Origin of the sequence: Enterobacter sp. PL1, from assembly GCF_945957325.1 — a bacterium.
In the GTDB taxonomy this organism is placed as follows: domain Bacteria; phylum Pseudomonadota; class Gammaproteobacteria; order Enterobacterales; family Enterobacteriaceae; genus Enterobacter; species Enterobacter roggenkampii.
In genome coordinates this window covers 1-26,445 of sequence record NZ_CAMFKT010000014.1, presented here as the reverse complement: position 1 = coordinate 26,445, position 26,445 = coordinate 1, and the positions used below count along the sequence as shown (strand labels likewise).

General features: G+C 55.2%; 23 protein-coding genes. 15 read left to right on the top strand and 8 right to left on the bottom strand.

Annotated elements, in window-relative coordinates:
* Positions 1-81 precede the first annotated feature (81 nt).
* The 7 genes from yihU to ompL all read left to right on the top strand — a co-directional run bounded on the left by yihU (position 82) and on the right by ompL (position 8,818).
* Entirely contained in the window at positions 82-972 is an 891-nt protein-coding gene (gene yihU / locus N6P30_RS14040; protein ID WP_023293618.1) for a sulfolactaldehyde 3-reductase, read from the top strand.
* A gap of 17 nt (positions 973-989) precedes the next feature.
* On the top strand, positions 990-1,865 hold the full coding sequence (gene yihT, locus N6P30_RS14035) for a sulfofructosephosphate aldolase (protein ID WP_021242783.1): 876 nt from the start codon (positions 990-992) through the stop codon (positions 1,863-1,865).
* 14 nt (positions 1,866-1,879) lie between these two features.
* Complete coding sequence (gene yihS, locus N6P30_RS14030; RefSeq protein ID WP_032664805.1) at positions 1,880-3,121, top strand: sulfoquinovose isomerase; 1,242 nt, start codon at positions 1,880-1,882, stop codon at positions 3,119-3,121.
* Between the two features lie 16 nt (positions 3,122-3,137).
* Positions 3,138-5,162: an alpha-glucosidase gene (locus N6P30_RS14025; protein WP_023293667.1), complete on the top strand. Its 2,025-nt coding sequence runs from the start codon at positions 3,138-3,140 to the stop codon at positions 5,160-5,162.
* A 45-nt stretch (positions 5,163-5,207) separates the two neighbouring features.
* The gene (locus N6P30_RS14020) at positions 5,208-6,590 is read left to right on the top strand and encodes an MFS transporter (RefSeq protein ID WP_023293668.1); all 1,383 of its coding nucleotides are present in this window, start codon (positions 5,208-5,210) and stop codon (positions 6,588-6,590) included.
* Positions 6,591-6,632: 42 nt separating this feature from the next.
* Positions 6,633-8,057: an MFS transporter gene (locus tag N6P30_RS14015; protein WP_023293669.1), complete on the top strand. Its 1,425-nt coding sequence runs from the start codon at positions 6,633-6,635 to the stop codon at positions 8,055-8,057.
* Positions 8,058-8,131: 74 nt separating this feature from the next.
* Complete coding sequence (gene ompL, locus N6P30_RS14010; RefSeq protein WP_032664808.1) at positions 8,132-8,818, top strand: porin OmpL; 687 nt, start codon at positions 8,132-8,134, stop codon at positions 8,816-8,818.
* An 80-nt stretch (positions 8,819-8,898) separates the two neighbouring features.
* On the opposite strand, the gene typA is transcribed toward ompL, so the two are convergent.
* Entirely contained in the window at positions 8,899-10,722 is a 1,824-nt protein-coding gene (typA, locus tag N6P30_RS14005) for a ribosome-dependent GTPase TypA (RefSeq protein WP_008501854.1), read from the bottom strand.
* A gap of 376 nt (positions 10,723-11,098) precedes the next feature.
* On the opposite strand from typA, the gene glnA reads away from it, so the two are divergent.
* The 4 genes from glnA (at position 11,099) to N6P30_RS13985 (ending at position 15,373) form a co-directional block, all read left to right on the top strand.
* Complete coding sequence (gene glnA, locus N6P30_RS14000) at positions 11,099-12,508, top strand: glutamate--ammonia ligase (protein WP_008501856.1); 1,410 nt, start codon at positions 11,099-11,101, stop codon at positions 12,506-12,508.
* A 170-nt stretch (positions 12,509-12,678) separates the two neighbouring features.
* On the top strand, positions 12,679-13,728 hold the full coding sequence (glnL, locus tag N6P30_RS13995) for a nitrogen regulation protein NR(II) (protein WP_008501857.1): 1,050 nt from the start codon (positions 12,679-12,681) through the stop codon (positions 13,726-13,728).
* 11 nt (positions 13,729-13,739) lie between these two features.
* Positions 13,740-15,152, top strand: a complete 1,413-nt coding sequence (gene glnG / locus N6P30_RS13990) for a nitrogen regulation protein NR(I) (RefSeq protein WP_008501858.1) — start codon at positions 13,740-13,742, stop codon at positions 15,150-15,152.
* A gap of 110 nt (positions 15,153-15,262) precedes the next feature.
* Entirely contained in the window at positions 15,263-15,373 is a 111-nt protein-coding gene (locus N6P30_RS13985) for a YshB family small membrane protein (protein ID WP_032622955.1), read from the top strand.
* A 100-nt stretch (positions 15,374-15,473) separates the two neighbouring features.
* Here N6P30_RS13985 and hemN read toward each other — a convergent pair whose 3' ends face one another.
* Together hemN and yihI are read right to left on the bottom strand one after the other, a co-directional pair.
* On the bottom strand, positions 15,474-16,847 hold the full coding sequence (hemN, locus tag N6P30_RS13980) for an oxygen-independent coproporphyrinogen III oxidase (protein WP_023293671.1): 1,374 nt from the start codon (positions 16,845-16,847) through the stop codon (positions 15,474-15,476).
* 188 nt (positions 16,848-17,035) lie between these two features.
* Positions 17,036-17,551, bottom strand: a complete 516-nt coding sequence (gene yihI, locus N6P30_RS13975) for a Der GTPase-activating protein YihI (protein WP_008501860.1) — start codon at positions 17,549-17,551, stop codon at positions 17,036-17,038.
* Between the two features lie 580 nt (positions 17,552-18,131).
* Here yihI and yihA point away from each other — a divergent pair.
* Positions 18,132-18,761 carry a ribosome biogenesis GTP-binding protein YihA/YsxC gene (yihA, locus tag N6P30_RS13970; protein ID WP_008501861.1) on the top strand — a complete coding sequence of 210 codons (630 nt, stop codon included), beginning with the start codon at positions 18,132-18,134 and terminating at the stop codon, positions 18,759-18,761.
* Between the two features lie 312 nt (positions 18,762-19,073).
* On the opposite strand, the gene polA is transcribed toward yihA, so the two are convergent.
* Both polA and N6P30_RS13960 read right to left on the bottom strand, forming a co-directional pair.
* Positions 19,074-21,866, bottom strand: a complete 2,793-nt coding sequence (gene polA / locus N6P30_RS13965) for a DNA polymerase I (RefSeq protein WP_021242776.1) — start codon at positions 21,864-21,866, stop codon at positions 19,074-19,076.
* Positions 21,867-22,200: 334 nt separating this feature from the next.
* Entirely contained in the window at positions 22,201-22,467 is a 267-nt protein-coding gene (locus tag N6P30_RS13960; protein WP_223861884.1) for a hypothetical protein, read from the bottom strand.
* Here N6P30_RS13960 and N6P30_RS13955 point away from each other — a divergent pair.
* Positions 22,364-23,215, top strand: coding sequence for an acyltransferase (locus N6P30_RS13955; RefSeq protein ID WP_260629955.1), 852 nt, complete (start codon positions 22,364-22,366; stop codon positions 23,213-23,215). The genes N6P30_RS13960 and N6P30_RS13955 overlap by 104 nt on opposite strands.
* A gap of 23 nt (positions 23,216-23,238) precedes the next feature.
* Here the strand turns inward: N6P30_RS13955 and dsbA are convergent, their stop codons facing one another.
* The 3 genes from dsbA to N6P30_RS13940 all read right to left on the bottom strand — a co-directional run bounded on the left by dsbA (position 23,239) and on the right by N6P30_RS13940 (position 25,220).
* Positions 23,239-23,862, bottom strand: a complete 624-nt coding sequence (gene dsbA, locus N6P30_RS13950) for a thiol:disulfide interchange protein DsbA (RefSeq protein ID WP_008501864.1) — start codon at positions 23,860-23,862, stop codon at positions 23,239-23,241.
* 26 nt (positions 23,863-23,888) lie between these two features.
* Complete coding sequence (locus N6P30_RS13945; RefSeq protein WP_023293673.1) at positions 23,889-24,875, bottom strand: serine/threonine protein kinase; 987 nt, start codon at positions 24,873-24,875, stop codon at positions 23,889-23,891.
* Positions 24,876-24,950: 75 nt separating this feature from the next.
* Positions 24,951-25,220: a YihD family protein gene (locus N6P30_RS13940; protein WP_008501866.1), complete on the bottom strand. Its 270-nt coding sequence runs from the start codon at positions 25,218-25,220 to the stop codon at positions 24,951-24,953.
* 68 nt (positions 25,221-25,288) lie between these two features.
* Here N6P30_RS13940 and mobA point away from each other — a divergent pair, with 68 nt between their 5' ends.
* Together mobA and mobB are read left to right on the top strand one after the other, a co-directional pair.
* A complete protein-coding gene (mobA, locus tag N6P30_RS13935; protein ID WP_023293674.1) occupies positions 25,289-25,873 on the top strand; it encodes a molybdenum cofactor guanylyltransferase MobA in 585 nt (194 codons plus the stop codon).
* Positions 25,870-26,373 carry a molybdopterin-guanine dinucleotide biosynthesis protein MobB gene (gene mobB / locus N6P30_RS13930; protein ID WP_023293675.1) on the top strand — a complete coding sequence of 168 codons (504 nt, stop codon included), beginning with the start codon at positions 25,870-25,872 and terminating at the stop codon, positions 26,371-26,373. The genes mobA and mobB overlap by 4 nt, the downstream gene beginning before the upstream one ends.
* Positions 26,374-26,445 lie beyond the last annotated feature (72 nt).

Sequence of the window (26,445 nt, the reverse complement as noted above, 5' to 3'; positions counted from 1 at the left end):
TTTTGACTATAAATTACAAATACGATCAAAAACAGACAACATAAACGCGCAAAAATTGACACGATGTGACAGGAGAAAGGCATGTCAGCAATCGCATTTATCGGCTTAGGGCAGATGGGCGCGCCAATGGCGAAGAATCTGTTGAAACAAGGTCACCAGCTTAACGTCTTTGACGTAAACCCGCAGGCGATTCAGGCGCTGGTTGAAAGCGGCGCTCGGGCGGCGGCAACGCCCGCGCAGGCAGCAACGGACGCCGAATTCGTGATCACCATGCTGCCAAACGGCGACCTGGTACGCAGCGTCCTGTTCGGCGAGCACGGCGTGTGCGAAGGGTTATCCCGCGACGCACTGGTCATTGATATGTCCACCATTCACCCGCTGCAAACCGACGCGCTGATCCGCGACATGGCTGAGCGTGGCTTCAGCCTGATGGACGTGCCTGTCGGGCGCACCTCTGACCATGCCATCGCCGGCACGCTGCTCCTGCTGGCAGGCGGCACGGCGCAGCAGGTTGAGCGCGCCACCCCGGTCTTAATGGCGATGGGCAATGAGCTGATTAACGCCGGCGGGCCAGGCATGGGCATCCGCGTGAAGCTTATCAATAACTACATGAGCATCGCCCTGAACGCCCTTTCCGCCGAGGCCGCCGTGCTGTGCGAAGCGCTTGGCCTCTCCTTTGACGTGGCGCTCAAGGTCATGAGCGGTACGCCTGCGGGTAAAGGCCACTTCACAACATCCTGGCCGAACAAGGTGCTGAAAGGGGATCTTTCTCCCGCCTTCATGATCGACCTTGCGCATAAGGATCTGGGGATCGCCCTCGACGTGGCCAACCAGCTCCACGTTCCGATGCCGCTGGGCGCGGCTTCCCGCGAAGTTTACAACCAGGCACGCGCCGCCGGGCGCGGGCGCGAAGACTGGACGGCCATTCTTGAACAGGTTCGCGCATCTGCCGGGCTGAAAAAAACACACTGATACGAAAGGACTGAGGAATGACGATGTACACCCTGAAAGATATCACCCGACCTTCCGGCGGTTTTGCGATGCTGGCCGTGGATCAGCGCGAAGCGATGCGCCTGATGTTTGCTGCCGCAGGCGCGCCGGTGCCGGTAACCGACCAGCACCTGACCGATTTTAAGGTCAACGCGGCAAAAATTCTGTCGCCGTACGCCTCTGCCATTCTCGTCGACCAGCAGTTCTGCTATCGCCAGATTGTCGAGCAGCAGGCCGTGGCCAACAGCTGCGCGATGATTGTGGCGGCCGACGAGTTTATTCCGGGGAACGGTATTCCGGTCGACAGCGTGGCGATCGACAAGAACGTCGACGCGCAGGCGGTTAAACGCGATGGCGGCAAAGCACTGAAGCTGCTGGTGCTGTGGCGCAGCGATGAAGATCCGCAGCAGCGCCTGGAGATGGTGAAAGCGTTCAATACGCTGTGCCACGATAACGGTCTGCTGAGCATTATCGAGCCGGTGGTGCGTCCGCCACGTCGCGGTGCCGCGTTTAACCGCGAACAGGCGATTATCGACGCGGCCAAAGAGCTGGGCGACAGCGGTGCCGACCTCTACAAAGTGGAGATGCCGCTGTTTGGCAAGGGCACGCAGCAGGCGCTGCTGGCGGCCTCGCAAAAGCTGAACGAGAACATCGCCATGCCGTGGGTGATCCTCTCGTCCGGCGTGGACGATAAGCTGTTCCCGCGCGCCGTAAGCGTCGCCATGCAGGCGGGGGCATCGGGCTTTTTAGCCGGTCGCGCCGTCTGGTCCTCTGTGATTGGCCTGCCGGACACCGAGCTGATGCTGCGTGATATCTCCGTCCCCAAACTTCAGCGTCTGGGTGAGATCGTCGACGAAATGATGGCTCGCCGTTAAGAAAGGATCCGAACATGAAATGGTTTAACACCCTGAGCCATAACCGCTGGCTCGAACAAGAGACCGACCGCATTCTCGATTTCGGTAAAAACGCCGCCGTGACGACCGGCTTTGGCTGGCTGGGCAATAACGGCCAGGTGCGCAGCGATATGGGCACGCATCTATGGATCACCGCGCGTATGCTGCACGTTTACGCGGTGGCGGCGAACATGGGACGCCCCGGCGCATATGCGCTGGTTGAGCACGGCATTAATGCCCTGAACGGCCCGCTGCGCGACAAACAGCACGGCGGCTGGTACGCCTGCGTTAACGATGAAGGCGTGATTGATGCGTCCAAGCAGGGCTATCAGCATTTCTTCGTTCTGCTGGGCGCAGCGAGCGCCGTGACCACGGGTCACCCGCAGGCACGTAAGCTGCTGGACGATGCCATCGAGGTGATTGAGCGCTACTTCTGGAGCGAACAGGAGCAGATGTGCCTGGAGTCCTGGGATGAGGCCTTCAGCAAAACGGAAGACTATCGCGGCGGTAACGCCAACATGCACGCCGTGGAAGCCTTCCTGATCGTTTATGACGTGACCCACGACCGTAAATGGCTCGACCGCGCCCTGCGCATCGCGTCGGTAATTATTCACGACGTGGCGCGCAAAGGGGAGTACCGCGTTAACGAGCATTTCGACACCAGCTGGAACCCGATCCGCGATTACAACATTGATAACCCTGCTCACCGCTTCCGCGCCTACGGCGGCACGCCGGGACACTGGATTGAATGGGGCCGCCTGATGTTGCACCTGCGCGCCGCGCTGGAAGCGCGCTTTGAGACCCCGCCGGAATGGCTGCTGGAAGATGCGAAAGGACTGTTCCACGCCACCATCCGCGACGCCTGGGCACCCGACGGGGCCGATGGATTTGTCTACTCCGTGGGCTGGGACGGCAAGCCTATTGTGCGTGAACGCGTACGCTGGCCAATCGTCGAGGCGATGGGCACGGCCTATGCCCTCTATACCGTGACCGGCGAAGCGCAGTACGAAGCCTGGTATCAGAAGTGGTGGGATTACTGCATCAAGTACCTGATGGACTACGAAAACGGTTCGTGGTGGCAGGAGCTGGACACCAATAACGAAGTGACCACCAAAGTCTGGGACGGCAAGCAGGATATTTACCATCTGCTGCACTGCCTGGTGATCCCCCGCCTGCCGCTGGCCCCGGGCTTAGCCCCTGCCGTCGCCGCCGGATTACTGGATAGCCAGGCCAAATAATTAAGACGGAGTGTTTATGCGTACCCTACACAATATTGACCTGAAAAATAACGAAAGTGGCTTCACCCTGCGCTGGCAGGACCGTCTGATTTTATCCCACACCGCGGATGCCCCTTGCCTGTGGATTGGCGCAGGCGAGGCGGATATCGAGATGTTTCGCGGCAACTTCAGCATCAAAGACAAGCTCAACGAAAAGATTGCCCTGACGGACGCGACCGTCACGCAGCAAAGCGCGGGCTGGGCGATCCGCTTTACCCGCGGCGATGCCGTAAGCGCGACGCTGCTGGTGGGCGTGGATGCGGAAGGCCGTCTGGAGCTGAAGCTGAAAAATGACGCCGCCAGCCATAACCGCATCTGGCTGCGGCTGGCAGCTCAGCCAGACGATCATATCTACGGCTGCGGCGAGCAGTTCTCGTATTTCGACCTGCGCGGCAAGCCGTTCCCGCTGTGGACCAGCGAGCAGGGCGTTGGCCGCAATAAGCAGACCTACGTCACCTGGCAGGCCGACTGCAAAGAGAACGCGGGCGGCGACTACTACTGGACCTTCTTCCCGCAGCCTACCTTCGTGAGCACCCAGAAGTACTACTGCCACGTGGATAACAGCTGCTATATGAACTTTGACTTCAGCGCGCCGGACTTCCACGAGCTGGCGTTCTGGGAAGATAACGCCACGCTGCGCTTCGAATGTACGCAAACGTACGTCGATCTGCTGGAAAAACTGACCGGCCTGCTGGGGCGTCAGCCGGAGCTGCCGGACTGGGTGTACGACGGCGTGACGCTGGGCATTCAGGGCGGCACCGAGGTGTGTCAGCAGAAGCTCGACGCCATGCGCGAGGGCGGCGTGAAGGTCAACGGCATCTGGGCGCAGGACTGGTCCGGCATTCGCATGACCTCCTTTGGCAAACGCGTAATGTGGAACTGGAAGTGGAACAGCGCGCTCTATCCGCAGCTTGATGCGCGTATTGCGAAGTGGAAAGAGGAAGGCGTGCAGTTCCTCTCCTATATCAACCCGTACGTCGCCAGCGATAAAGATCTCTGCGAAGAGGCCGCGAAACGCGGCTATCTGACCAAAAACGCCGACGGCAAGGACTACCACGTCGAGTTCGGCGAGTTCTACGCGGGCGTAATCGATCTGACCAACCCGGCAGCCTACGACTGGTACAAAGATGTCATCAAAAAGAACCTGATCGAACTGGGCTGCGGCGGCTGGATGGCCGATTTCGGGGAGTACCTGCCGACCGATACCTTCCTGCACAACGGCGTGAGCGCGGAGATCATGCATAACGCCTGGCCTGCCCTGTGGGCGAAATGTAACTACGAAGCGCTGGAGGAGACCGGCAAGCTTGGGGAGATCCTGTTCTTCATGCGCGCGGGCTACACCGGTAGCCAGAAGCACTCGGTAATGATGTGGGCGGGAGATCAGAACGTCGACTGGAGCCTGGACGACGGTCTGGCGTCCGTCATCCCTGCGGCGCTGTCGCTGGCGATGACCGGGCACGGCCTGCACCACAGCGACATCGGCGGCTACACCACCCTGTTCGAGATGAAGCGAAGCAAGGAGCTGCTGCTGCGCTGGTGCGACTTCAGCGCCTTTACGCCGATGATGCGTACCCATGAGGGCAACCGTCCAGGCGATAACTGGCAGTTCGACGGCGACGCGGAAACCATCGCGCACTTCGCGCGCATGACCACCGTCTTCACCACCCTGAAGCCGTACATCAAAGCCGCGGTCGCGCAGAACGCGAAAAGCGGCCTGCCGGTGATGCGCCCGCTGTTCCTGCACTATGAAGACGACGCGCGCGCCTACACGCTGAAATACCAGTACCTGTTTGGCCGCGATCTGCTGGTAGCGCCGGTTCATGAAGAGGGGCGCCGCGACTGGTCGCTCTATCTGCCGCAGGACAGCTGGGTGAATGCGTGGACCGGGGAAATCTGCCAGGGCGGTGACGTCACCGTTGATGCCCCGCTCGGCAAGCCGCCGGTCTTCTACCGCCAGCACAGCGAATGGGCAGATCTGTTTAGCACCTTACGTCATATCTGATAAGGCTCGCCCGCGGGGCCACCTGCGGGCAGACGGAGAACAATAATGAGTCAACATACTTCCGATCCGGCAACCCTACGCCTGCCGTTTAAAGAAAAACTCGCCTACGGGATGGGCGATCTCGGCTCAAACATCCTGCTGGATATCGGCACGCTTTATCTGCTGAAGTTTTACACCGACGTGCTGGGCCTGCCGGGCACCTACGGCGGAATTATCTTCCTGATTGCGAAGTTCTTTACCGCCTTCACCGATATGGGCACCGGGATCATGCTCGACTCCCGGCGCAAGATCGGCCCGAAAGGGAAATTCCGCCCGTTCGTGCTCTATGCGGCGTTCCCGGTGACCTTGCTGGCGATTGCCAACTTCGTCGGCACGCCGTTTGAAATCACCGGTAAAACGGTGATGGCGACGGTGCTGTTCATGCTGTACGGCCTGTTCTTCAGCATGATGAACTGCTCCTACGGCGCGATGGTACCGGCCATTACCAAAAACCCGGACGAGCGCGCCTCGCTGGCCGCCTGGCGCCAGGGCGGCGCTACGCTGGGCCTGCTGCTCTGTACCGTGGGTTTTGTTCCGGTGATGAACCTGATTGAAGGCAATGACCAGCTTGGCTATATCTTTGCCGCCACCCTCTTCTCGCTGTTCGGACTGTTTTTTATGTGGTGGTGCTACAAGGGGGTGACCGAGCGTTACGTCGAGGCGCAGCCCGCCAACCCGGCGCAAAAACCGGGGCTGCTGCAGTCGTTTCGCGCCATCGCCGGAAACCGCCCGCTGTTTATCCTGTGCATCGCGAACCTGTGCACGCTGGGCGCCTTTAACGTCAAACTCGCTATTCAGGTCTACTACACACAGTACGTGCTGAACGACCCGATCCTGCTGTCGTACATGGGCTTCTTCAGCATGGGCTGCATTTTTATCGGCGTCTTTATGATGCCCGGCGCGGTGCGGCGCTTCGGCAAGAAAAAGGTCTACATCAGCGGGCTGATGATTTGGGTGGCGGGCGATCTGCTCAACTACTTCTTCGGCGGCGGCTCGGTGAGCTTTGTGGCGTTCTCCTGCCTGGCCTTTTTCGGCTCCGCGTTCGTGAACAGCCTGAACTGGGCGCTGGTGTCCGATACCGTGGAGTTCGGTGAGTGGCGCACCGGCGTGCGCTCCGAAGGAACGGTGTATACCGGTTTTACCTTCTTCAGGAAGGTCTCCCAGGCGCTGGCGGGCTTCTTCCCGGGGATCATGCTCACGCAGATCGGCTATGTACCCAACGTGGTGCAATCCAGTGGCACGGTTGAAGGGCTGCGGCAGCTGATATTTATCTACCCGAGCCTGCTGGCGGTCATCACCATCGTGGCGATGGGCTGCTTCTACAACCTCAACGAGAAGATGTATGTGCGCATCGTCGAAGAGATCGAACTGCGCAAACGTACGGCATAATGACGTGATAGAGCGCCCTGCGGGGCGCTTTGAGGATCGACCATGACACATAATACTGATCCGTTAACCCTCAAATTGAGCCTGCGAGAGAAGTGCGCCTACGGGATGGGCGATTTTGGCTCGAACCTGATGCTGTGTATTGGCACGCTGTATCTGCTGAAGTTTTACACCGATGAACTGGGCATGCCGGCGTTCTACGGCGGCATCATTTTTCTGGTCGCCAAGTTCTTTACCGCGTTTACCGACATGCTGACCGGGGTGCTGCTGGACTCCCGGCGTAATATCGGCGCGCGGGGGAAGTTCCGGCCGTTCATTCTTTACGCCTCCGTTCCGGTGGCGCTGGTGGCGACGGCGCAGTTTATGGCCAACGACTTTAGCCTGACGGTGAAAACGGCCCTCGCCACCGTGCTCTTCATGATGTTTGGCCTCTGCTATAGCCTGATGAACTGCGCCTACGGTGCGATGGTCCCGGCCATCACCAAAAACCCGAACGAGCGCGCGCAGCTGGCGGCGTGGCGTCAGGGCGGCGCAACGGTAGGACTGTTGCTCTGCACCGTCGGCTTTATGCCCATTCAGGCGCTGTTCGTCCACCAGCCCTCCCTCGGCTATCTGGTGGCCGCGCTGGTGTTCGTTACCGGCGGCCTGTTCTGCATGTGGTGGTGCTACAGCGGGGTGAAAGAACGCTACGTCGAGCTTACGCCCGATCACCATAAGCCCGGCATTCTGAAATCATTCTGCGCGATTTTCCGCAATCCACCGCTGCTGGTGCTGTGCATCGCCAACCTGTGTACCCTCGCCGCCTTCAACATCAAGCTGGCGATTCAGGTCTATTACACCCAGTACGTGCTGAACGATCTGCATCTGCTGTCGTGGATGGGCTTTTTCAGCATGGGCTGCATTCTGATTGGTGTGTTTCTGGTGCCCGGCGCGGTAAAGCGCTTTGGCAAGAAACCGGTCTATCTGGGCGGGCTGGCGCTGTGGGCGGTGGGCGACGTGCTGAATTTCTTCTGGGGGACCAGCTCCCTGCTGTTCGTGCTGTTTTCCTGCATGGCCTTCTTCGGCACGGCGTTTGTTAATAGCCTGAACTGGGCGCTGGTGCCGGATACCGTCGATTACGGCGAGTGGAAAACCGGCATTCGCGCCGAAGGGTCGGTGTATACCGGCTATACCTTCTCGCGCAAAATCTCCGCCGCGCTCGCCGGTTTCCTGCCCGGCATCATGCTGACCCAGATTGGCTACGTTCCCCATGCCGTGCAGAGCGCGGGCACGCTGCTTGGGTTGCGTCAGCTGATTTTCCTCTGGCCGTGCGGCCTGGCGATTATTGCTGCCGTGACCATGGGGCTGTTTTATAAACTCAACGAAGCGCGCTTCGCCTTTATTATCGAGGAGATTGGAAAACGGAAGAAACAAACCGCGAATACCCCTGAGATAACCGCCAACAATAAAGCGTCAGCAGTCACTTTATAACAATAAATCCGGCCACTATGTCCTTCCTGTTTATCAGGAGGGAGGCCTTTCTGTACCTGATACATGGACAAATTATGAAAAGAATCATCACTGTACTGATCGTGTCGTCTGTGTCCTGCCCGGTATTTGCCGGGGCCTATGTCGAAACGCGTGAAGCCTACAATACGGCCTCAGAGATGCACGAGGTGATCCTGCGTGCGGGCTATAACTTCGATATGGGCGCGGGACTGATGTTCACCAACGCCTATAACGTGGGTAAATGGGATGAACTTAAGCACAGCTATAACGAAATCGAGGGGTGGTATCCGCTCTTTAAGCCGACCGATAAACTCACCTTCCAGCCCGGCGGGTTGATTAACGACAGCAGCGCAGGTTCGGGTGGCGCGGTTTATTTGGATACCAATTATAAATTTACGGACTGGTTCAACCTGACGTTCCGCTATCGCTATAACCATAACAATTACGATACGCCGGACTATAACGGGCGGATGGATAAGAACGACACGCACGAATTTGCCAACTACTGGAATTTCAAAGTAACGGATGCATTTTTCTACACCTTTGAACCGCACTTTTTCCAGCGGGTGAATGATTATCACAGCAAAAATGGCAAAGACCATCACTGGGAAATTACCAATAAGTTTAGCTATAAGATCGACAGAAACTGGCTGCCGTACCTCGAACTGCAGTGGCTGGACCGATGGAATGATTACAACCGGGAGCAGTACCGGATCCGTTTAGGGCTACGGTATTCGTTCTAATAAAAAAAGCCGCTGATCGCTCAGCGGCTTTTTCGTTGCCGGGTGGCGCATGCGCATACCCGGCCTACGGCATAACCGAATTACTCTTCTTTCGCACCGCGCATAGCACGTTTACGATCGTTCTCGGTCAGGTGACGTTTACGGATACGGATAGACAGCGGAGTCACTTCTACCAGTTCGTCGTCATCGATGAATTCCAGAGCCTGCTCCAGAGTCATCTTGATCGGTGGAACCAGAACCGTTGCTTCGTCAGTACCGGACGCACGCATGTTGGTCAGTTTCTTACCGGTCAGGCAGTTTACGGTCAGGTCGTTAGAACGGCTGTGAATACCGATGATCTGGCCTTCGTAAACTTCAGCACCGTGACCCAGGAACAGCTTACCGCGATCCTGCAGACCGAACAGCGCAAACGCAACCGCTTTACCCTGACCGTTGGAGATCAGTACGCCGTTGTTACGCTGGCCCACTTCGCCCGGACGCACGTCGTCGTAGTGGCTGAAGGTGGAGTACAGCAGACCGGTACCAGAGGTCATGGTCATGAACTCAGAACGGAAGCCGATCAGGCCACGGCTTGGGATCACGTAGTCGAGACGTACGCGGCCTTTGCCATCTGGATTCATGTTTTTCAGGTCGCCTTTACGCTCGCCCAGCGCCTGCATCACAGAACCCTGGTGCTGCTCTTCAACGTCCAGCGTCACGTTTTCGAACGGCTCTTGTTTACGGCCGTCGATTTCGCGGAAGATAACTTTCGGACGGGAAACCGCCATCTCGAAACCTTCACGACGCATGTTTTCGATCAGAACAGACAGGTGCAGCTCACCACGACCGGATACGCGGAAGGCATCAGCGTCTTCGGTTTCTTCAACGCGCAGCGCAACGTTGTGCACCAGCTCTTTGTTCAGGCGGTCAAGGATCTGACGAGAGGTAACGAACTTACCTTCTTTACCACAGAACGGAGAGGTGTTGACGTTGAAGAACATGGTAACGGTTGGTTCATCAACAGACAGGGCTGGCAGCGCTTCCACGTTCTGCGGGTCGCAGATGGTGTCAGAGATGTTCAGCTCGCCCAGACCGGTGATCGCGATGATGTCGCCCGCTTCAGCCAGATCGCTGTCGATACGCTCCAGACCCAGGTGAGTCAGCACTTTGCCAACTTTACCGTTGCGGGTTTTGCCTTCGCTATCGATGATAGTAACCTGCTGGTTTGGCTTCACTTTACCGCGTTTGATACGGCCGATACCGATGACGCCAACGTAGTTGTTGTAGTCCAGCTGGGAGATCTGCATCTGCAGTGGACCATCCAGATCAACATCCGGTGCCGGTACGTGATCGACAATCGCCTGATACAGCGGGGTCATGTCTTCCGCCATATCTTCGTGGTCCAGACCCGCGATACCATTCAGCGCCGAAGCGTAAATGATAGGGAAGTCCAGCTGTTCGTCGGTCGCGTCGAGGTTAACGAACAGGTCGAATACCTGATCAACAACCCAGTCAGGACGTGCGCCAGGACGGTCAACCTTGTTGATAACAACAATTGGTTTCAGGCCATGGGCAAATGCTTTTTTGGTCACGAAGCGCGTTTGCGGCATTGGGCCGTCAAATGCGTCAACCACCAGCAGCACGGAATCCACCATGGACATCACGCGCTCAACTTCACCACCGAAGTCGGCGTGCCCTGGGGTATCAACGATGTTGATACGGTAGTCATTCCATTTAATAGCGGTGTTTTTCGCGAGGATAGTAATCCCACGCTCTTTCTCCAAATCGTTGGAGTCCATCACACGCTCTTGAGTTTCGGCACGTGCATCAAACGTACCGGATTGCTGCAGCAGCTTATCAACCAGGGTAGTTTTACCATGGTCAACGTGCGCGATGATGGCGATGTTACGCAAATTTTCGATCACAACTTTGCCTCAGGCATTAGAAATAGCGCGTTATTGTACACGGATTAATCGCACTACAAAACAGGATCACAAACATCCTCCGCAAACAAGTATCGCAGAGATGCTTTGTGATCGCTTTCACGGAGCGAAAAAGGGCACTTTAACGAAAATTGCACCAATATGGTGCTCGGTGTTCACACTGAAGCACTATACTGGTGCAACATTACCATTGTGGTGCAGCCCTTTTGCACTATGGTGCGCATGATAACGCCTTTTTGGGGTGTTTTAAAAGTTGGCACAGATTTCGCTTTATAAAAATTACATGGCAACAGCCAGTACAAACAGAAACTGAAGACCTCGTTACCACGACGACAATGACCAATCTGGAGAGTTAAGTATGTCCGCTGAACACGTTTTGACGATGCTGAACGAACATGAAGTGAAGTTTGTTGATCTCCGCTTCACCGACACCAAAGGTAAAGAACAGCACGTCACAATCCCTGCTCATCAGGTGAACGCCGAATTCTTTGAAGAAGGCAAAATGTTTGACGGCTCCTCCATTGGTGGCTGGAAAGGCATTAACGAATCCGACATGGTTCTGATGCCAGATGCAACCACTGCGGTCATTGATCCGTTCTTCGAAGAACCTACCCTGATCATCCGTTGCGACATCCTCGAGCCAGGCACGCTGCAGGGCTACGACCGCGACCCACGTTCTATCGCGAAACGCGCTGAAGAGTACCTGCGTTCTACCGGCATCGCGGACACCGTTCTGTTCGGGCCAGAGCCAGAGTTCTTCCTGTTCGATGACATCCGTTTTGGTGCCTCTATCTCTGGCTCCCACGTGGCTATCGACGACATCGAAGGCGCATGGAACTCCTCCACCAAATACGAAGGTGGTAACAAAGGTCACCGTCCAGGCGTGAAAGGCGGTTACTTCCCGGTTCCTCCGGTCGATTCTGCACAGGACATTCGTTCCACCATGTGTCTGGTGATGGAAGAGATGGGCCTGGTTGTTGAAGCTCACCACCACGAAGTGGCGACTGCGGGTCAGAACGAAGTGGCTACCCGCTTCAACACCATGACCAAAAAAGCGGACGAAATTCAGATCTACAAATACGTTGTGCACAACGTTGCGCACCGTTTCGGTAAAACCGCGACCTTCATGCCAAAACCAATGTTTGGCGACAACGGTTCCGGTATGCACTGCCACATGTCTCTGTCCAAGAACGGTACCAACCTGTTCTCTGGCGACAAATACGCCGGTCTGTCCGAGCAGGCGCTGTACTACATCGGCGGCGTAATCAAACACGCTAAAGCGATCAACGCCCTGGCGAACCCAACCACCAACTCCTATAAGCGTCTGGTCCCGGGCTACGAAGCGCCAGTGATGCTGGCCTACTCTGCGCGTAACCGTTCTGCTTCTATCCGTATCCCGGTGGTGGCGTCTCCTAAAGCGCGTCGTATCGAAGTTCGCTTCCCGGATCCAGCGGCTAACCCATACCTGTGCTTCGCAGCACTGCTGATGGCCGGTCTGGACGGTATCAAGAACAAGATCCACCCAGGCGAAGCGATGGACAAAAACCTGTACGACCTGCCGCCAGAAGAAGCGAAAGAGATCCCACAGGTTGCTGGCTCTCTGGAAGAAGCCCTGCAGGCGCTGGACGCAGACCGCGAGTTCCTGACCGCAGGTGGCGTATTCACTGACGACGCTATCGATGCTTACATCGCCCTGCGTACTGAAGAGAACGACCGCGTGCGTATGACGCCGCATCCGGTTGAGTTCGAACTGTACTACAGCGTTTAATTAAGTTGTTTTACCCGGCGTGACAAGCGCCGGGAGTAGTTGCCGTGGAAACTTTTAGCCCATCTCCGGATGGGCTTTTTTCTCCACCAACAACCTGATCTCACGCGCTTTTGACGCCGAAAACGCTATACTGCACTAAATTAGTGCAAACGACTCCAGGAGACTGCTGAATGGCAACTGGCACGCTGCCCGATGCTGGGCAGATCCTCAATTCTTTGATTAACAGCATTTTGCTGGTGGATGACGAGCTGGCCGTTCATTACGCCAACCCGGCGGCACAGCAGCTGCTCGCCCAAAGCGCACGCAAACTGTTCGGCACCCCGCTTCCGGAACTTCTGAGCTATTTTTCGCTGAATATTGGCCTGATGCAGGAAAGTTTACAGGCGGGCCAGGGTTTCACCGATAACGAAGTGACGCTGGTGATCGACGGGCGCTCGCACATTCTGTCGCTGACCGCGCAACGTCTTCCCGAAGGCTTGATCCTGCTGGAAATGGCGCCGATGGATAATCAGCGTCGCCTGAGCCAGGAGCAGCTTCAGCATGCGCAGCAAATTGCCGCCCGAGACCTGGTGCGCGGCCTGGCGCATGAAATCAAAAACCCGTTGGGTGGGTTACGCGGCGCGGCGCAGCTTCTGACCAAGGCGCTGCCCGACCCTGCGCTGGCGGAGTATACCAACGTCATCATCGAGCAGGCGGACCGCCTGCGGAATCTGGTTGACCGTCTTCTCGGGCCACAGCAGCCGGGAATGCACGTCACAGAAAGCATCCATAAAGTGGCCGAGCGGGTGGTGAAGCTCGTCTCGATGGAGCTGCCAGAGAACGTCACGCTGGTGCGTGATTACGACCCAAGCCTGCCGGAACTGGCCCATGACCCGGATCAGATTGAGCAGGTCCTGTTGAACATTGTGCGCAATGCCCTGCAGGCGCTTGGACCGGAAGGGGGCGAGATTATTTTACGCACCCGTACCGCCTTCCAGCTCACGTTACACGGCGTGCGCTATCGGCTTGCGGCCCGTATCGACGTCGAGGATAACGGCCCCGGTATTCCATCGCATCTTCAGGACACTCTGTTCTACCCGATGGTCAGCGGCCGCGAAGGCGGAACCGGCCTGGGCTTATCCATTGCCCGCAGTTTGATCGACCAACACTCTGGAAAAATTGAATTTACCAGTTGGCCGGGACATACCGAGTTTTCGGTTTTCCTGCCGATTAAAAAATAAAGGTGACGTTTATGCAACGAGGGATAGTCTGGGTAGTCGATGACGATAGCTCCATCCGTTGGGTGCTTGAACGCGCGCTCACAGGGGCAGGATTAAGCTGCACGACGTTTGAGAGCGGCAGCGAAGTGCTCGACGCACTCACCACTAAAACGCCCGATGTTCTGCTGTCGGATATTCGCATGCCGGGCATGGACGGGCTGGCGCTGTTAAAGCAGATCAAACAACGCCACCCTATGCTTCCGGTCATCATAATGACGGCTCATTCCGATCTGGATGCCGCGGTGAGCGCTTACCAGCAAGGGGCATTCGATTATCTGCCCAAACCGTTTGATATCGACGAAGCGGTGGCGCTGGTTGAGCGCGCGATTAGCCATTACCAGGAGCAGCAGCAGCCGCGCCACGCGCCCGATTTTGGGCCAACCACCGACATCATCGGCGAAGCGCCGGCGATGCAGGACGTGTTTCGCATTATTGGCCGTCTGTCCCGCTCGTCCATCAGCGTCTTGATCAACGGCGAATCGGGGACCGGTAAAGAGCTTGTGGCCCATGCCCTGCATCGCCACAGCCCGCGGGCAAAAGCGCCGTTTATCGCCCTGAATATGGCGGCGATCCCGAAGGACTTGATTGAATCCGAACTGTTCGGGCACGAAAAAGGGGCGTTTACCGGCGCAAATACCATTCGCCAGGGGCGCTTCGAACAGGCTGACGGCGGCACGCTGTTCCTGGATGAGATCGGCGATATGCCGCTGGACGTTCAGACCCGTCTGCTGCGCGTGCTGGCCGACGGGCAGTTTTATCGCGTGGGCGGTTATGCGCCGGTGAAGGTGGACGTGCGTATTATCGCCGCGACCCACCAGAACCTGGAGCAGCGCGTGCAGGAAGGCAAATTCCGTGAGGATTTATTCCATCGTCTGAACGTCATTCGCGTTCATCTGCCGCCGCTGCGTGAACGCCGGGAAGATATTCCCCGCCTGGCGCGTCATTTCCTGCAGGTGGCTGCCCGCGAGCTGGGTGTGGAAGCTAAGCAGCTTCATCCCGAAACCGATGCCGCTCTGACGCGTCTGGCGTGGCCGGGCAACGTGCGTCAGCTGGAAAACACCTGCCGCTGGTTAACCGTGATGGCTGCCGGTCAGGAAGTGCTGATTCAGGATTTACCGGCCGAGCTGTTTGAGGCGACCGCGCCGGAAAGCAGTAGCGGACACGCGCTGCCGGACAGCTGGGCGACGCTGCTGGCGCAGTGGGCCGACCGCGCGCTGCGTTCCGGTCATCAAAACCTGCTGTCTGAGGCTCAGCCTGAGATGGAGCGTACGCTGTTGACCACCGCGCTTCGTCATACCCAGGGTCATAAGCAGGAAGCCGCTCGCCTGTTAGGATGGGGACGCAATACCCTGACGCGCAAGCTGAAAGAGCTGGGAATGGAGTAATATCCGCGCTTGTGTAAAGGTTATTAATTGAGCGCAAATTGCCGTTATTTTGCGCTTTACTGTTCCGATGAGTTTTGTATGATCGTGCCCGGAAATTGGGGGTGAACATCATGCTGGAAACATTCGTGAATATGCTCTCTAGCGGAGCCGCTGAAAGCCACACGCCACAAACCGCCGTTGCGGCGGTGCTGTGTGCGGCGCTGGTTGGGCTGTTTAGCTAGCGAGTTGGCGATGAAAAGCCGGGTGGCGCTTCGCTTACCCGTCCTACATTTCGCACTTTTGTAGGCCGGGTAAGGCGAAGCCGCCACCCGGCATTACCGTTTAAATCACCCGCGAGAACTGCTGCATACGCGCTTTCTGACGCAGATATGCGTCGAAGCACATGCAGATATTGCGGATCAACAGACGCCCTTTCGGCGTGACCTCAATCCCGCTATCCGACACGTCCACCAGCCCGTCTTTCGCCAGCGGCGCCAGCAGCTTCAGGTCTTCCGCGAAATAATCGCTGAAGTTCAGCGCCCACTGCGCTTCCACGTCCCTGAAATCAAGACGGAAGTTGCAGATAAGCGCCTTAATCACATCGCGACGGATGCAGTCGTCACGGGTTAATGCGATGCCGCGCCACAGCGCGTTGCCGGTTTCATCTACCTGCTGGTAGTAGAGCTTCAGCTCTTTCTGGTTCTGCGCGTAGCAGTCACCAATCATGCTGATGGCAGAGACGCCCATGCCGAGCAGATCGGTATCGCCCTGGGTCGTGTAGCCCTGGAAGTTGCGGTGCAGTACCCCTTCGCGCTGAGCAACGGCCAGCTCGTCATCAGGACGGGCAAAGTGATCCATGCCGATAAACTGATAGCCGGTGTCGGTCAGCGAGGTGATGGTTTCCTGCAGGATATCCAGCTTCTGCTGGGCAGAAGGCAGATCGGCATCTTTGATTTTGCGCTGGGCGGCAAAGAGCGTCGGCAGATGCGCGTAGTTAAAGACGCTCAGGCGGTCCGGACTGAGTTCAGCCACGCGCTTCAGCGTAAAGGCGAAGCTCTCCGGCGTCTGCTTTGGCAGGCCGTAAATCAGGTCGATGTTGGTCGAGGTAAAGCCGATGTCACGTGCGTGGTTGAGTAAGGCGAAGATAAACTCTTCGTCCTGCTCGCGGTTCACCAGACGCTGAACCTCTTTATTGAAGTCCTGCACGCCCATGCTCAGGCGGTTGAAGCCTTCTGCGCGTAAGTGATCCAGCACATCCAGCTCAATTTCGCGCGGATCGACTTCGATCGAGATTTCAGCATCGTCGTTAAAACTGAAATTGCCGCGCAGCAGGGTCATCAGGCGGCTTATTTGCGCTTTGTTCAGATAGGTTGGCGTACCGCCGCCCCAGTGAAGCTGGCTGACGTGACGGCCTTTAAACAGCGGCGCGCGATGCACAATTTCCTGTTCGAGCGCGTCAAGATACTGGTCGGCTTTATGCTGCTGGCGGGTCACGATTTTATTGCAGCCGCAGAAGTAGCAAAGCTTGTGGCAGAACGGAATATGGACGTAGAGCGACAGCGGACGCTCAGGATAGCGCGCGACAGCCTGCTGAAAATCCTCCTCGCCGAAGGCATCGGAGAACTCCAGCGCGGTGGGGTATGACGTATAACGCGGCCCGGAATAGTTATATTTCTGGATTAGGGCCAAATCCCAGTCGATAGTTGGTGCTGACATGCTCACTCCTTCCGTTGGTGTCGCGTTCGTATACGGCGGCCCGTTCTGACCCCATTGCGGGCCATCATTCGGGTGCGCAGCCACTTCTGTCGCCGCGACAACCGCCGTAGTTTAACGAATAACCACACCAGATAACATATAACCGGAAGGGTTATAAGCAGGACTATCGAGCCTGCCGGGTGCAAATGTTAGTTTCCACCCTTCAGAAGACGCATCATATCTTCCTGCTTCTCGTCTTCTTCTTCGTCGTCTTCATCATCGTAAGACAGGCCCAGCTTCTGCATCAGCTCGTCGATGCGATCCAGTTTGGCATCCACCCATGACTGCTCTTCGGCGGTCAGGGTTTCACCCTCTTCAAGACGTTCCAGCAGCGCGTCCAGGCGCTCATCGTTCTCCAGCAAATCCAGCTCAGCCTGCGGTGAAAGCATAGGTTTCTCGCTCTTTGGTTTGTGCTGCTTAGTGACCGGGGTGTCTGTCACGCCCAGTGGAATGGGAGTTTTACTGCCGATACGAGGATCTTTCTGCTGCTTGCTTTTTGCAGAAGCGCCCGCTGCACCACCACCGTTGGCACGGCTACCCGCAGCATGACCGCGATGTTTTTTGTCGCGTTTGCGGTCGCGCGCTTCCTGGTTCAGTTCTTCGCGCGTTTTGCGGCGTGCTTTTGCAGGGCGTTTCGCGCCCGCAGCGGAGGTTGGTTTTTTCATGATGTTTTATCTTTAAGTCGTTTTCTTCAGTATAGAATTGCGGCGAAATCTAGCAGAAAGCAAGCAAAGAAAAAAGGCGACAGAGCAATCTGTCGCCTTTTTTCCTGACTCACAACCCTTAACGGGTCAGACATTCCATGTTTGCCAACAACAAACCCTGTTTATCCCTTGGCTAATACCGTCCGTGATACGGTTCCATTTCCTGTTAAAACGCCTCCAGGCGCTGGTCGTCCTGACAATCCTGCGTCTTCGCCTCCTGGCGCTCCTGACCCTTATCCTTAAGTCATCATCCTGTTGGCTTCCTCGCCTTGCCGCATACTTTACCGTGTTCGCTTAAACTAACAAGCAACGAAACGGTACAAAAACGGATTTTCAGATAATTACCTGGAAATAAGATGATGATTTAAAACAGTTTGCCTTTTTCTTGCTCCTGCGATTTCTCTGAAATCTCCCATAGTACGTATAGCCAATCTCTCACAGCGGCCAGGGCTTAAGCCTACAGGCTGAGTGCAATGAAAAAAGTCTTTTGCCCGCATTCAGGTATAATCCCCCTCAGATTACGATTTTTGGAGACGACCACGTGACTACCTGGAACTACCAACAGACGCATTTTGTCACCAGTGCGCCCGATATTCGCCACCTCCCCTCTGATACCGGTATTGAAGTGGCCTTTGCTGGCCGCTCTAATGCGGGGAAATCCAGCGCCCTGAATACGCTGACCAATCAGAAGAACCTGGCTCGTACCTCAAAAACACCTGGCCGTACCCAGCTGATCAACCTGTTTGAAGTCGCAGAGGGCAAACGCCTGGTCGACTTACCGGGGTACGGTTATGCGCAGGTACCCGAAGAGATGAAAATCAAATGGCAGCGTGCGCTGGGTGAATACCTCGAAAAACGCATGTGCCTGAAAGGTCTGGTGGTATTGATGGATATTCGCCACCCGCTGAAAGATCTCGATCAGCAGATGATCGACTGGGCGGTGGCAAGCGATATCGCCGTGCTGGTGCTGCTGACGAAAGCCGATAAGCTGGCAAGCGGTGCGCGTAAAGCGCAGGTGAATATGGTTCGTGAAGCGGTGCTGGCGTTCAACGGCGATGTGCAGGTTGAGCCGTTCTCCTCGCTGAAAAAGCAGGGCGTGGACAAGCTGCGTCAGAAGCTCGACACCTGGTTTAGCGAGCTGGAACCCGCGACGGAAGCGGAAGAAGAGTGATACCGAGCGCGGCAATGGCCGCGCTTTTTTTTGCCTGAACATTTCTTTGCCGCAATAAAAAACGCCCCAGTCATTACTGACTGGGGCGGCTAAAATATTCAGCCAAATCCGATTACGTGAAGTAAAAGGTCTGAAAGATAGAACATCTTACCTCTGTACCCTACGCCGATAACTCTACCCCTTTTTGTGTTGCAGAAAAAGCACTTTTTGTAGTTTTTTTTCATTCTTTACATAGGGAATTCTAATGATCGTCACAAAACGCGCGTTACCATGTTGCAAACTTACATAAAAAGCGCGTTATGCGAAGAACCGTTAGTGAGCCTGATCCCAGTTTTCACCACTTCCCACTTCCACCAGCAACGGCACGTCCAGCGTCATGCTGCTTTCCATCAGTTCGTGGATCTTCTTCGACACGGCGTCGAGGTCGTCCTTGTGCACTTCAAATACCAGTTCATCGTGTACCTGCATGATCATTTTCACACGCGGTTTCTCTTTCTCGAGCCAGGCATCCACGGCGATCATTGCACGCTTAATAATGTCCGCCGCGGTCCCCTGCATGGGGGCGTTGATCGCGGCACGCTCTGCGCCCGCGCGGCGCGCCGCGTTGCTGGATTTGATGTCCGGGAGGTAGAGACGGCGGCCGTCCAGCGTTTCAACGTAGCCTTTCTCTTTCGCCTGCGCGCGGGTACGTTCCATATATTCAAGCACGCCCGGGTAGCGCTCGAAGTAGAGATCCATATACTTCTGCGACTCTTTACGCGGAATATTGAGCTGGCGTGAAAGGCCGAACGCGCTCATGCCGTAGATCAGACCGAAGTTGATCGCTTTAGCGCTGCGGCGCTGTTCGTTGGTCACGCTGTCCAGCGGCAAGCCGAAGACTTCCGCCGCGGTTGCCCGGTGGATATCCTTCCCTTCGGCAAACGCGGTCAGCAGGCCTTTGTCGCGGGACAGATGCGCCATAATGCGCAGCTCAATTTGCGAGTAGTCAGCAGAGACAATCAGATAATCCTCTGGTGCGATGAAAGCCTGGCGAATACGGCGGCCCTCTTCGTTACGTACCGGGATGTTCTGCAGGTTGGGATCGGTTGACGAGAGACGACCGGTCGCCGCGACAGCCTGATGATATGAGGTGTGCACGCGGCCCGTTTTCGGGTTGATCATCAGCGGAAGCTTATCAGTGTAGGTAGACTTCAGCTTCGCGAGACCACGGTACTGCAGAATCACTTTTGGCAGCGGGTAATCCAGCGCCAGCTCTTCCAGCACCTCTTCAGAGGTTGAAGGCGCACCGCCAGGGGTTTTCTTCAGCGGCTTGATGCCCTGCTTTTCAAACAGAATGGTTTGCAGCTGCTTCGGAGAAGAGAGGTTAAACGGCTCGCCTGCAAGCTCATGCGCTTTCTGCTCCAGCTCGGTCAGGCGCTGCGCCAGCTCCCCGGAGTGGTTATGCAGCACCGTTGGATCGATTTTCACGCCGTTGCGTTCAATGCGGGACAGCACGGGTACCAGCGGCATCTCAATATGCTGGAACACATTCAGAGGACCTTCGTGCTTTTGCAGTTTTGGCCACATCTTCAGGTGCAGCTGCAGCGTAACGTCAGCGTCTTCCGCCGCGTAGCGTCCTGCTTCTTCAAGAGCGATCTGGTTAAAGGTGAGCTGATTTTTCCCTTTGCCGGCAATCTCTTCGAAGGTGATGGTTTTGTGCTTGAGCCAGCGGTCAGATAAGGAATCCATATCATGACGGCCCGCGACGCTGTCCAGAATGTAGGATTCAAGCATGGTGTCGAAGGCGATCCCGCGCAGTTCAATGCCGTAGTTTTGCAGAATGCCGCGGTCGTACTTGAGGTTTTGCCCAACCTTGAGCGCCTTTTCATCTTCCAGAATCGGCTTCAGCAGTTCAAGCACGCGTTCACGGGAGATCTGTTCCGGCGCATCCAGGTAATCGTGCGCCACGGGAACATAGGCCGCATGACCTGGCTCTGTCGCAAATGACAGGCCTACCATATTGGCAGAGATGTTATCGAGACTGTCCGTTTCGGTGTCAAAGGCAAAGACCGGCGCCTTTTTCAGTTTCTCGATCCAGGCAATGAGCTGTGACTCTTCAAGAAGAGTTTCATAATTGTCGAAGGAAAGCGCCACGGCTTCTTCTTCCGCCTGCTCTTCTGCATCAACGACAATCGTCTCCTTCGGCTTTGTGGAAGGTTTTGCCCCTTTTGCCTGCAGCCATTTACCGGCTTCCACGTCGGTGGTCCAGCGCTTAAATTCGTATTTCTTAAACAGGCTTAGAAGCTCGTCCGCAGAAGGCTGCTGCACTTCCAGCTGTTCACAGCCCAGTTCGAGCTCGACATCGGTTTTGATTGTGGCCAGCTTATAAGAGAGATAAGCCACCTCTTTGTTCTCTTCCAGCTTCCCAGCCATGGTTTTGGCACCACGGAAGGAGAGACTGGCGATTTTGTCTGATTCCGCGTAGAGCGTATCCAGCCCGCCCAGCCCCTGAAGCAGCGCCTGCGCGGTTTTCTCACCGACGCCAGGGACACCAGGAATGTTATCCGAGGAGTCGCCCATCAACGCGAGGAAGTCGATAATCAGCTCTGGCGGCACGCCATATTTTGCGACCACCTCTTCCGGCCCAAGAATGGTGTTGGTCATGGTGTTAATCAGGGTAATCCCTGGCGTCACCAGCTGCGCCATATCTTTATCACCGGTGCTAATCAGTACCGGACGACCCATCTTTTCGGCTTCACGCGCCAGCGTACCGATGACGTCATCCGCTTCAACCCCAGAAACGGCCAGCAGCGGCAGACCCATCGCTTTCACCATCGCATGCAGCGGCTCTATCTGCGCACGCAGATCGTCAGGCATTGGCGGACGGTGGGATTTGTAATGTTCAAACAACTCGTCGCGGAACGTTTTGCCTTTCGCATCAAACACGACGGCCGCATGGGTTGGCTGATACTGAAGGATCAGGCTGCGCAGCATATTCAGCACGCCATACATTGCGCCGGTAGGTTCCCCTGCGCTGTTGGTCAGAGGAGGAAACGCATGGTACGCCCGATACAGGTAAGAAGAGCCATCGACGAGAATAAGAGGGTTTTCTGGGATCTGAACCATAATGTCCGTGCCTTTAATCAATTTATGCGTCAAGGATGCCACAGAAGGATGAAAACATCAGTTATTCAGGCCCGATACAGGAAAAGATTTTGCGATCGTGAGGATCGCTCGTAAAAATCAAACTGTGGATAAGTTTGTGAGTATTTTCACTTCACATGAATAACAGACGTAAAAAATACATATAAGGCAATATTTAGATCTTAATTATCAGATTGTTATGTTATGAGATCGCCTCTATATGGCCAACTGATGACAATTTAGTCTATGTGGATATAAGCCTTGATTTACGCAGAACAACAGCGAAATCTTCTGCGCCGGGGTAAAAGCCGCCAAATCACCCTGTGAAAGCGCCATTCATTTGTCTGTTTTCTGGTAAAATCAGCGCCCAGCGTCGACTATCCGGTCGCTCACTTACAGCTAACCACCTGAAAAAGCTCATCATGTCGAGATTGCTCGCTGCAATAACATTACTGCTAAGCATCATTTTAACTATCCTGGTGACGATCGCCTGTTCCGTACCGATCATTCTCGCCGGGATCATTAAACTGCTGCTGCCTGTATCCGTGGTGTGGCGAGCCGTGTCCGCATTTTGTAATTTCATGATGTATTGCTGGTGCGAAGGACTGGCGATCCTGTTGCGCCTTAACCCGCACCTGAAGTGGGATGTCAAAGGGCTGGAGAACCTTAACAAAAAGAACTGGTACCTGCTGATCTGCAATCACCACAGCTGGGCGGACATCGTGGTGTTATGCGTGCTTTTTCGTAAACACATCCCGATGAACAAATATTTCCTGAAACAGCAGCTCGCCTGGGTGCCTTTTATCGGGCTGGCCTGCTGGGCGCTCGATATGCCGTTTATGAAACGCTATTCGCGCAGCTATTTGATTCGTCATCCGGAACGTCGCGGTAAGGATGTGGAGACCACGCGCCGCTCCTGTGAAAAGTTTCGTGCGCATCCGACGACCATCGTGAACTTTGTTGAAGGCTTCCGGTTTACGGAAGAGAAGCGCCAGCAAACTCGCTCTCCGTATCTGCATCTGTTGCCGCCAAAGGCAGCGGGGATTGCGATGGCGCTTAACGTGCTGGGAGCACAGTTCGATAAACTTCTTAACGTCACGCTCTGCTATCCGGAAAACGATAAGACGCCGTTCTTCGATATGCTCAGCGGCAAACTGACGCGTATTGTCGTGCACGTCGACCTGGTCCCGATTGACGCTGAACTGCACGGTGATTACGTAAACGATAAGAACTTCAAACGTCGTTTCCAGCAGTGGCTTAATACGCTCTGGAAAGAGAAAGACGAACAGATAGACAAGATAAAATCTTCATACAAAAACGCCGGTCAGTGACCGGCGTTTTTACATCAACGAAATTACTTCTTCTCAACCAGGTATTTCACGGTATCTGCATATTGCTGTACGAAAATATCCATGCTGCTGGTGTCCATGCCCTGCATGTTCAGCTGATATTTGCCGTTAACAAACATCGCCGGAACGCCCTGAAGCTGGAGGTCAGCAGCCGCTTTTTCCTGCTGGGCAACCAGTGATTTCACCACGAAGCTGTTCCATGCGGCATCGTACTCTTCACCTTTCACGCCGGCATCAACGAACACTTTACGGATATCCGCAGTGGTCTGAACGGTCTGGGTTTTCTGTACGGCTTCAAACATTGGCGAAGTGATCTTATCTTCTACGCCCAGTGCCATCGCCACCGCCCATGCCTGAGTCAGGTCTTTACCCAATGGACCCAGGAACTCGACGTGGTACTTGGTCATTTTTGTGCCTTCCGGCAGCTTTTTCTTCACGTTGTCAGAGACATGCAACACCTGCTCGAACTGGTAACAGTGCGGGCAATAGAACGAGAAGAACTCCAGTACCTGTGGCTCGCCAGCGACCGGCTTCTCCAGCGTGATGTACTGTTTGCCGTCGGTAAACTGTGCAGCAGAAGCGCTAAATGCCAGAATCATACCTGCCAGCGCCAGCCAAATTTTTTTCATGATTAACTCTCTCCTGGGTGTGTCCATTAATACATCGGCGTTAATTGCAGAGGGGGCTCCTGAAGAACCTTAACCTGCTCAGTAAATGTAGATATCTGGCTACGCCAGTAATCCTCTCCGGTAAGCCACGGGAAATTACGAGGAAATGCCGGATCGTCCCAACGCCTGATTAACCATGCGAGATAATAAACAAAACGCATCGCACGTAAAGGCTCAATCAGGGCAATTTCGTCTGAATTAAACGGGCTAAATTCTTCATAAGCTTCAATAATGGTTTCAAGCTGCATGCGCTGCTCGGCTTTGTCGCCATTGAGCAACATCCACAGGTCCTGAACCGCTGGCCCCATACGCGCATCATCAAGATCGACAAACAGCGGGCCGTCACGCCAGAGAATATTCCCGGCGTGACAATCGCCATGCAGACGCAGGACGGAAATATCATCGCGCCAGCAGGTTTTCACTGCAGCAATAAGCTTATCGGTGGCGTTGAGGAAAACATCCTTTAGCGCTGCGGGGATCATTGCAGACGTTTCGAATAATGTGCGCGGTTCAAGAAGGTATTCCTGAATCCCCATAGTCGGGCGGGCAATAAAGGCTTTTTTGCGTCCCGTCTGGTGTATACGCCCAAGATAGCGGGCAACCCACTCCATCTGATCGATATTATCCGCTTCAAACTGACGGCCACCCAGACTTGGGAATACTGCGTAGTAATACCCTTCGTGCGTAAGGAGCGTTTGGTTATTGAATTTTAGCGGTGCGGCAACGGGGACATCGTCATCCAGCAGATCGTGAGCGAACTGATGCTCTTCCTGAATTTGTTCAGCGGACCAGCGTTCAGGACGATAGAATTTTACGACATAGCGCTGACGGTCCTCGTCCTGAAATTGATAGACGCGGTTTTCGTAGCTGTTTAACGGTGTTAGCCCGGAATCCACCCGAATACCCTGTTCAAACAGGGCATCCATAATGGTGTCCGGGTGTAATGTCTGGAAAGTAAAAGCCTGGTCGTTCATCCGATCATCCGGAAATTATACGAATGATTCAGGATATCATCTTGTGGCGATTTCGGTGCCGCCGCTTACAAGCTTTTACTCTTTAATTACGCCTCGGGCGCGCAGCAATGCAGTCTTAAAATCTTCCTCATAATCTTTCTGAATACCAGGAATAACAGCATCTTTGGCAGAGTCGCGCATTTTAAGGTGGTAGATCAGGATGTCGTCAGAAAGGTCTGCCAGATCGCCGTCAAAACCTGACTCTTTTGCCAGTTTCTGTAAAAATTGCATCAGATTGAGCTCTGGTTCTTTTTGCCAGGCGGGCTGGAGGAGTTCAATAACTTCATTCAGACGTTTACATTTCATGGTGGTGCTCCTTTCATTTAGAGTGACACGTTAGCAGGGTCAATCCCACAATAAAAGAGGCGATATTCGTGAATGTTAGCCAGGAAATCATCGGGGTCGTTCTGGCAGGCGGCAGAGCAACGCGAATGGGCGGTAAAGATAAGGGGCTTCAGCTTCTTAATGGAAAACCCTTGTGGCAGCATGTCGCCGATACGCTCGCCGGCCAGGTGACGGCAATGGCCATCAGCGCGAACAGGCATATCGACACTTACCGGCAAAGCGGGTACGCCGTCTATCAGGATAGCCTTGAAAATTACCCGGGACCGCTTGCCGGTATGCTTTCAGTCATGCAACAGTCGCACGGAGAGTGGTTCATCTTCTGCCCCTGCGATACCCCGTTTATTCCGTCCTGTCTTGTCGAGCGTCTGTTCCTGCTTCGTGGTACGGCTCCTGTGGTTTGGGTACATGACGGCGAGCGTGACCATCCTGCTATCGCGTTGATGCATCGATCGCTAGCGCCTGCTCTGCAGGCCTACCTGGCCGCGGGAGAGCGCAGAGTGATGGTCTTTATGCGTGAGTCTGGAGGCCATTCCGTTGATTTTAGCGATGTGAAATCAGCGTTTGTGAACGTAAATACGAGTGAAGATTTGCAGATGATGCAGGAGAAAAGATGATACCTGTTGTAGCCATTTCCGCCTGGAGTGGGACCGGGAAAACCACGCTGTTGAAAAAGCTCATTCCTGCGCTTTGTGCCAGAGGGCTTCGCCCTGGTTTGATTAAGCATAGTCATCACAACATGGACATTGATACGCCCGGAAAAGACAGCTATGAGCTGCGTAAGGCCGGAGCAGCACAAACGATGGTAGCAAGTCCTCAGCGCTGGGCGTTAATGACAGAAACGCCGGATGAGGCGCCGCTGAATCTCGCTTATCTCGTTAGCCGGATGGATCACTCCACGCTGGATCTGGTGCTGGTTGAGGGATTTAAGCATGAGGCCGTGCCTAAGATCCTACTTTTCAGAAGCGATGCCGGGCATGATATGAGCGAGTTAACACTGGATGAACATGTGATTGCGGTGGCCAGCGATGTGGCAGTGGAACTTGAGGTTCCAGTGCTGGATTTAAATGATGTGGACGGGATTGCGCAGTTTATTGTGGCGTGGAGTGCGGTCTGACTTGCCAGGTGGCGGCTTTGCCTTAACCGGCCTACCGTTTTTTGGCGCAGAAACGCAAAAAGGCCATCCTTC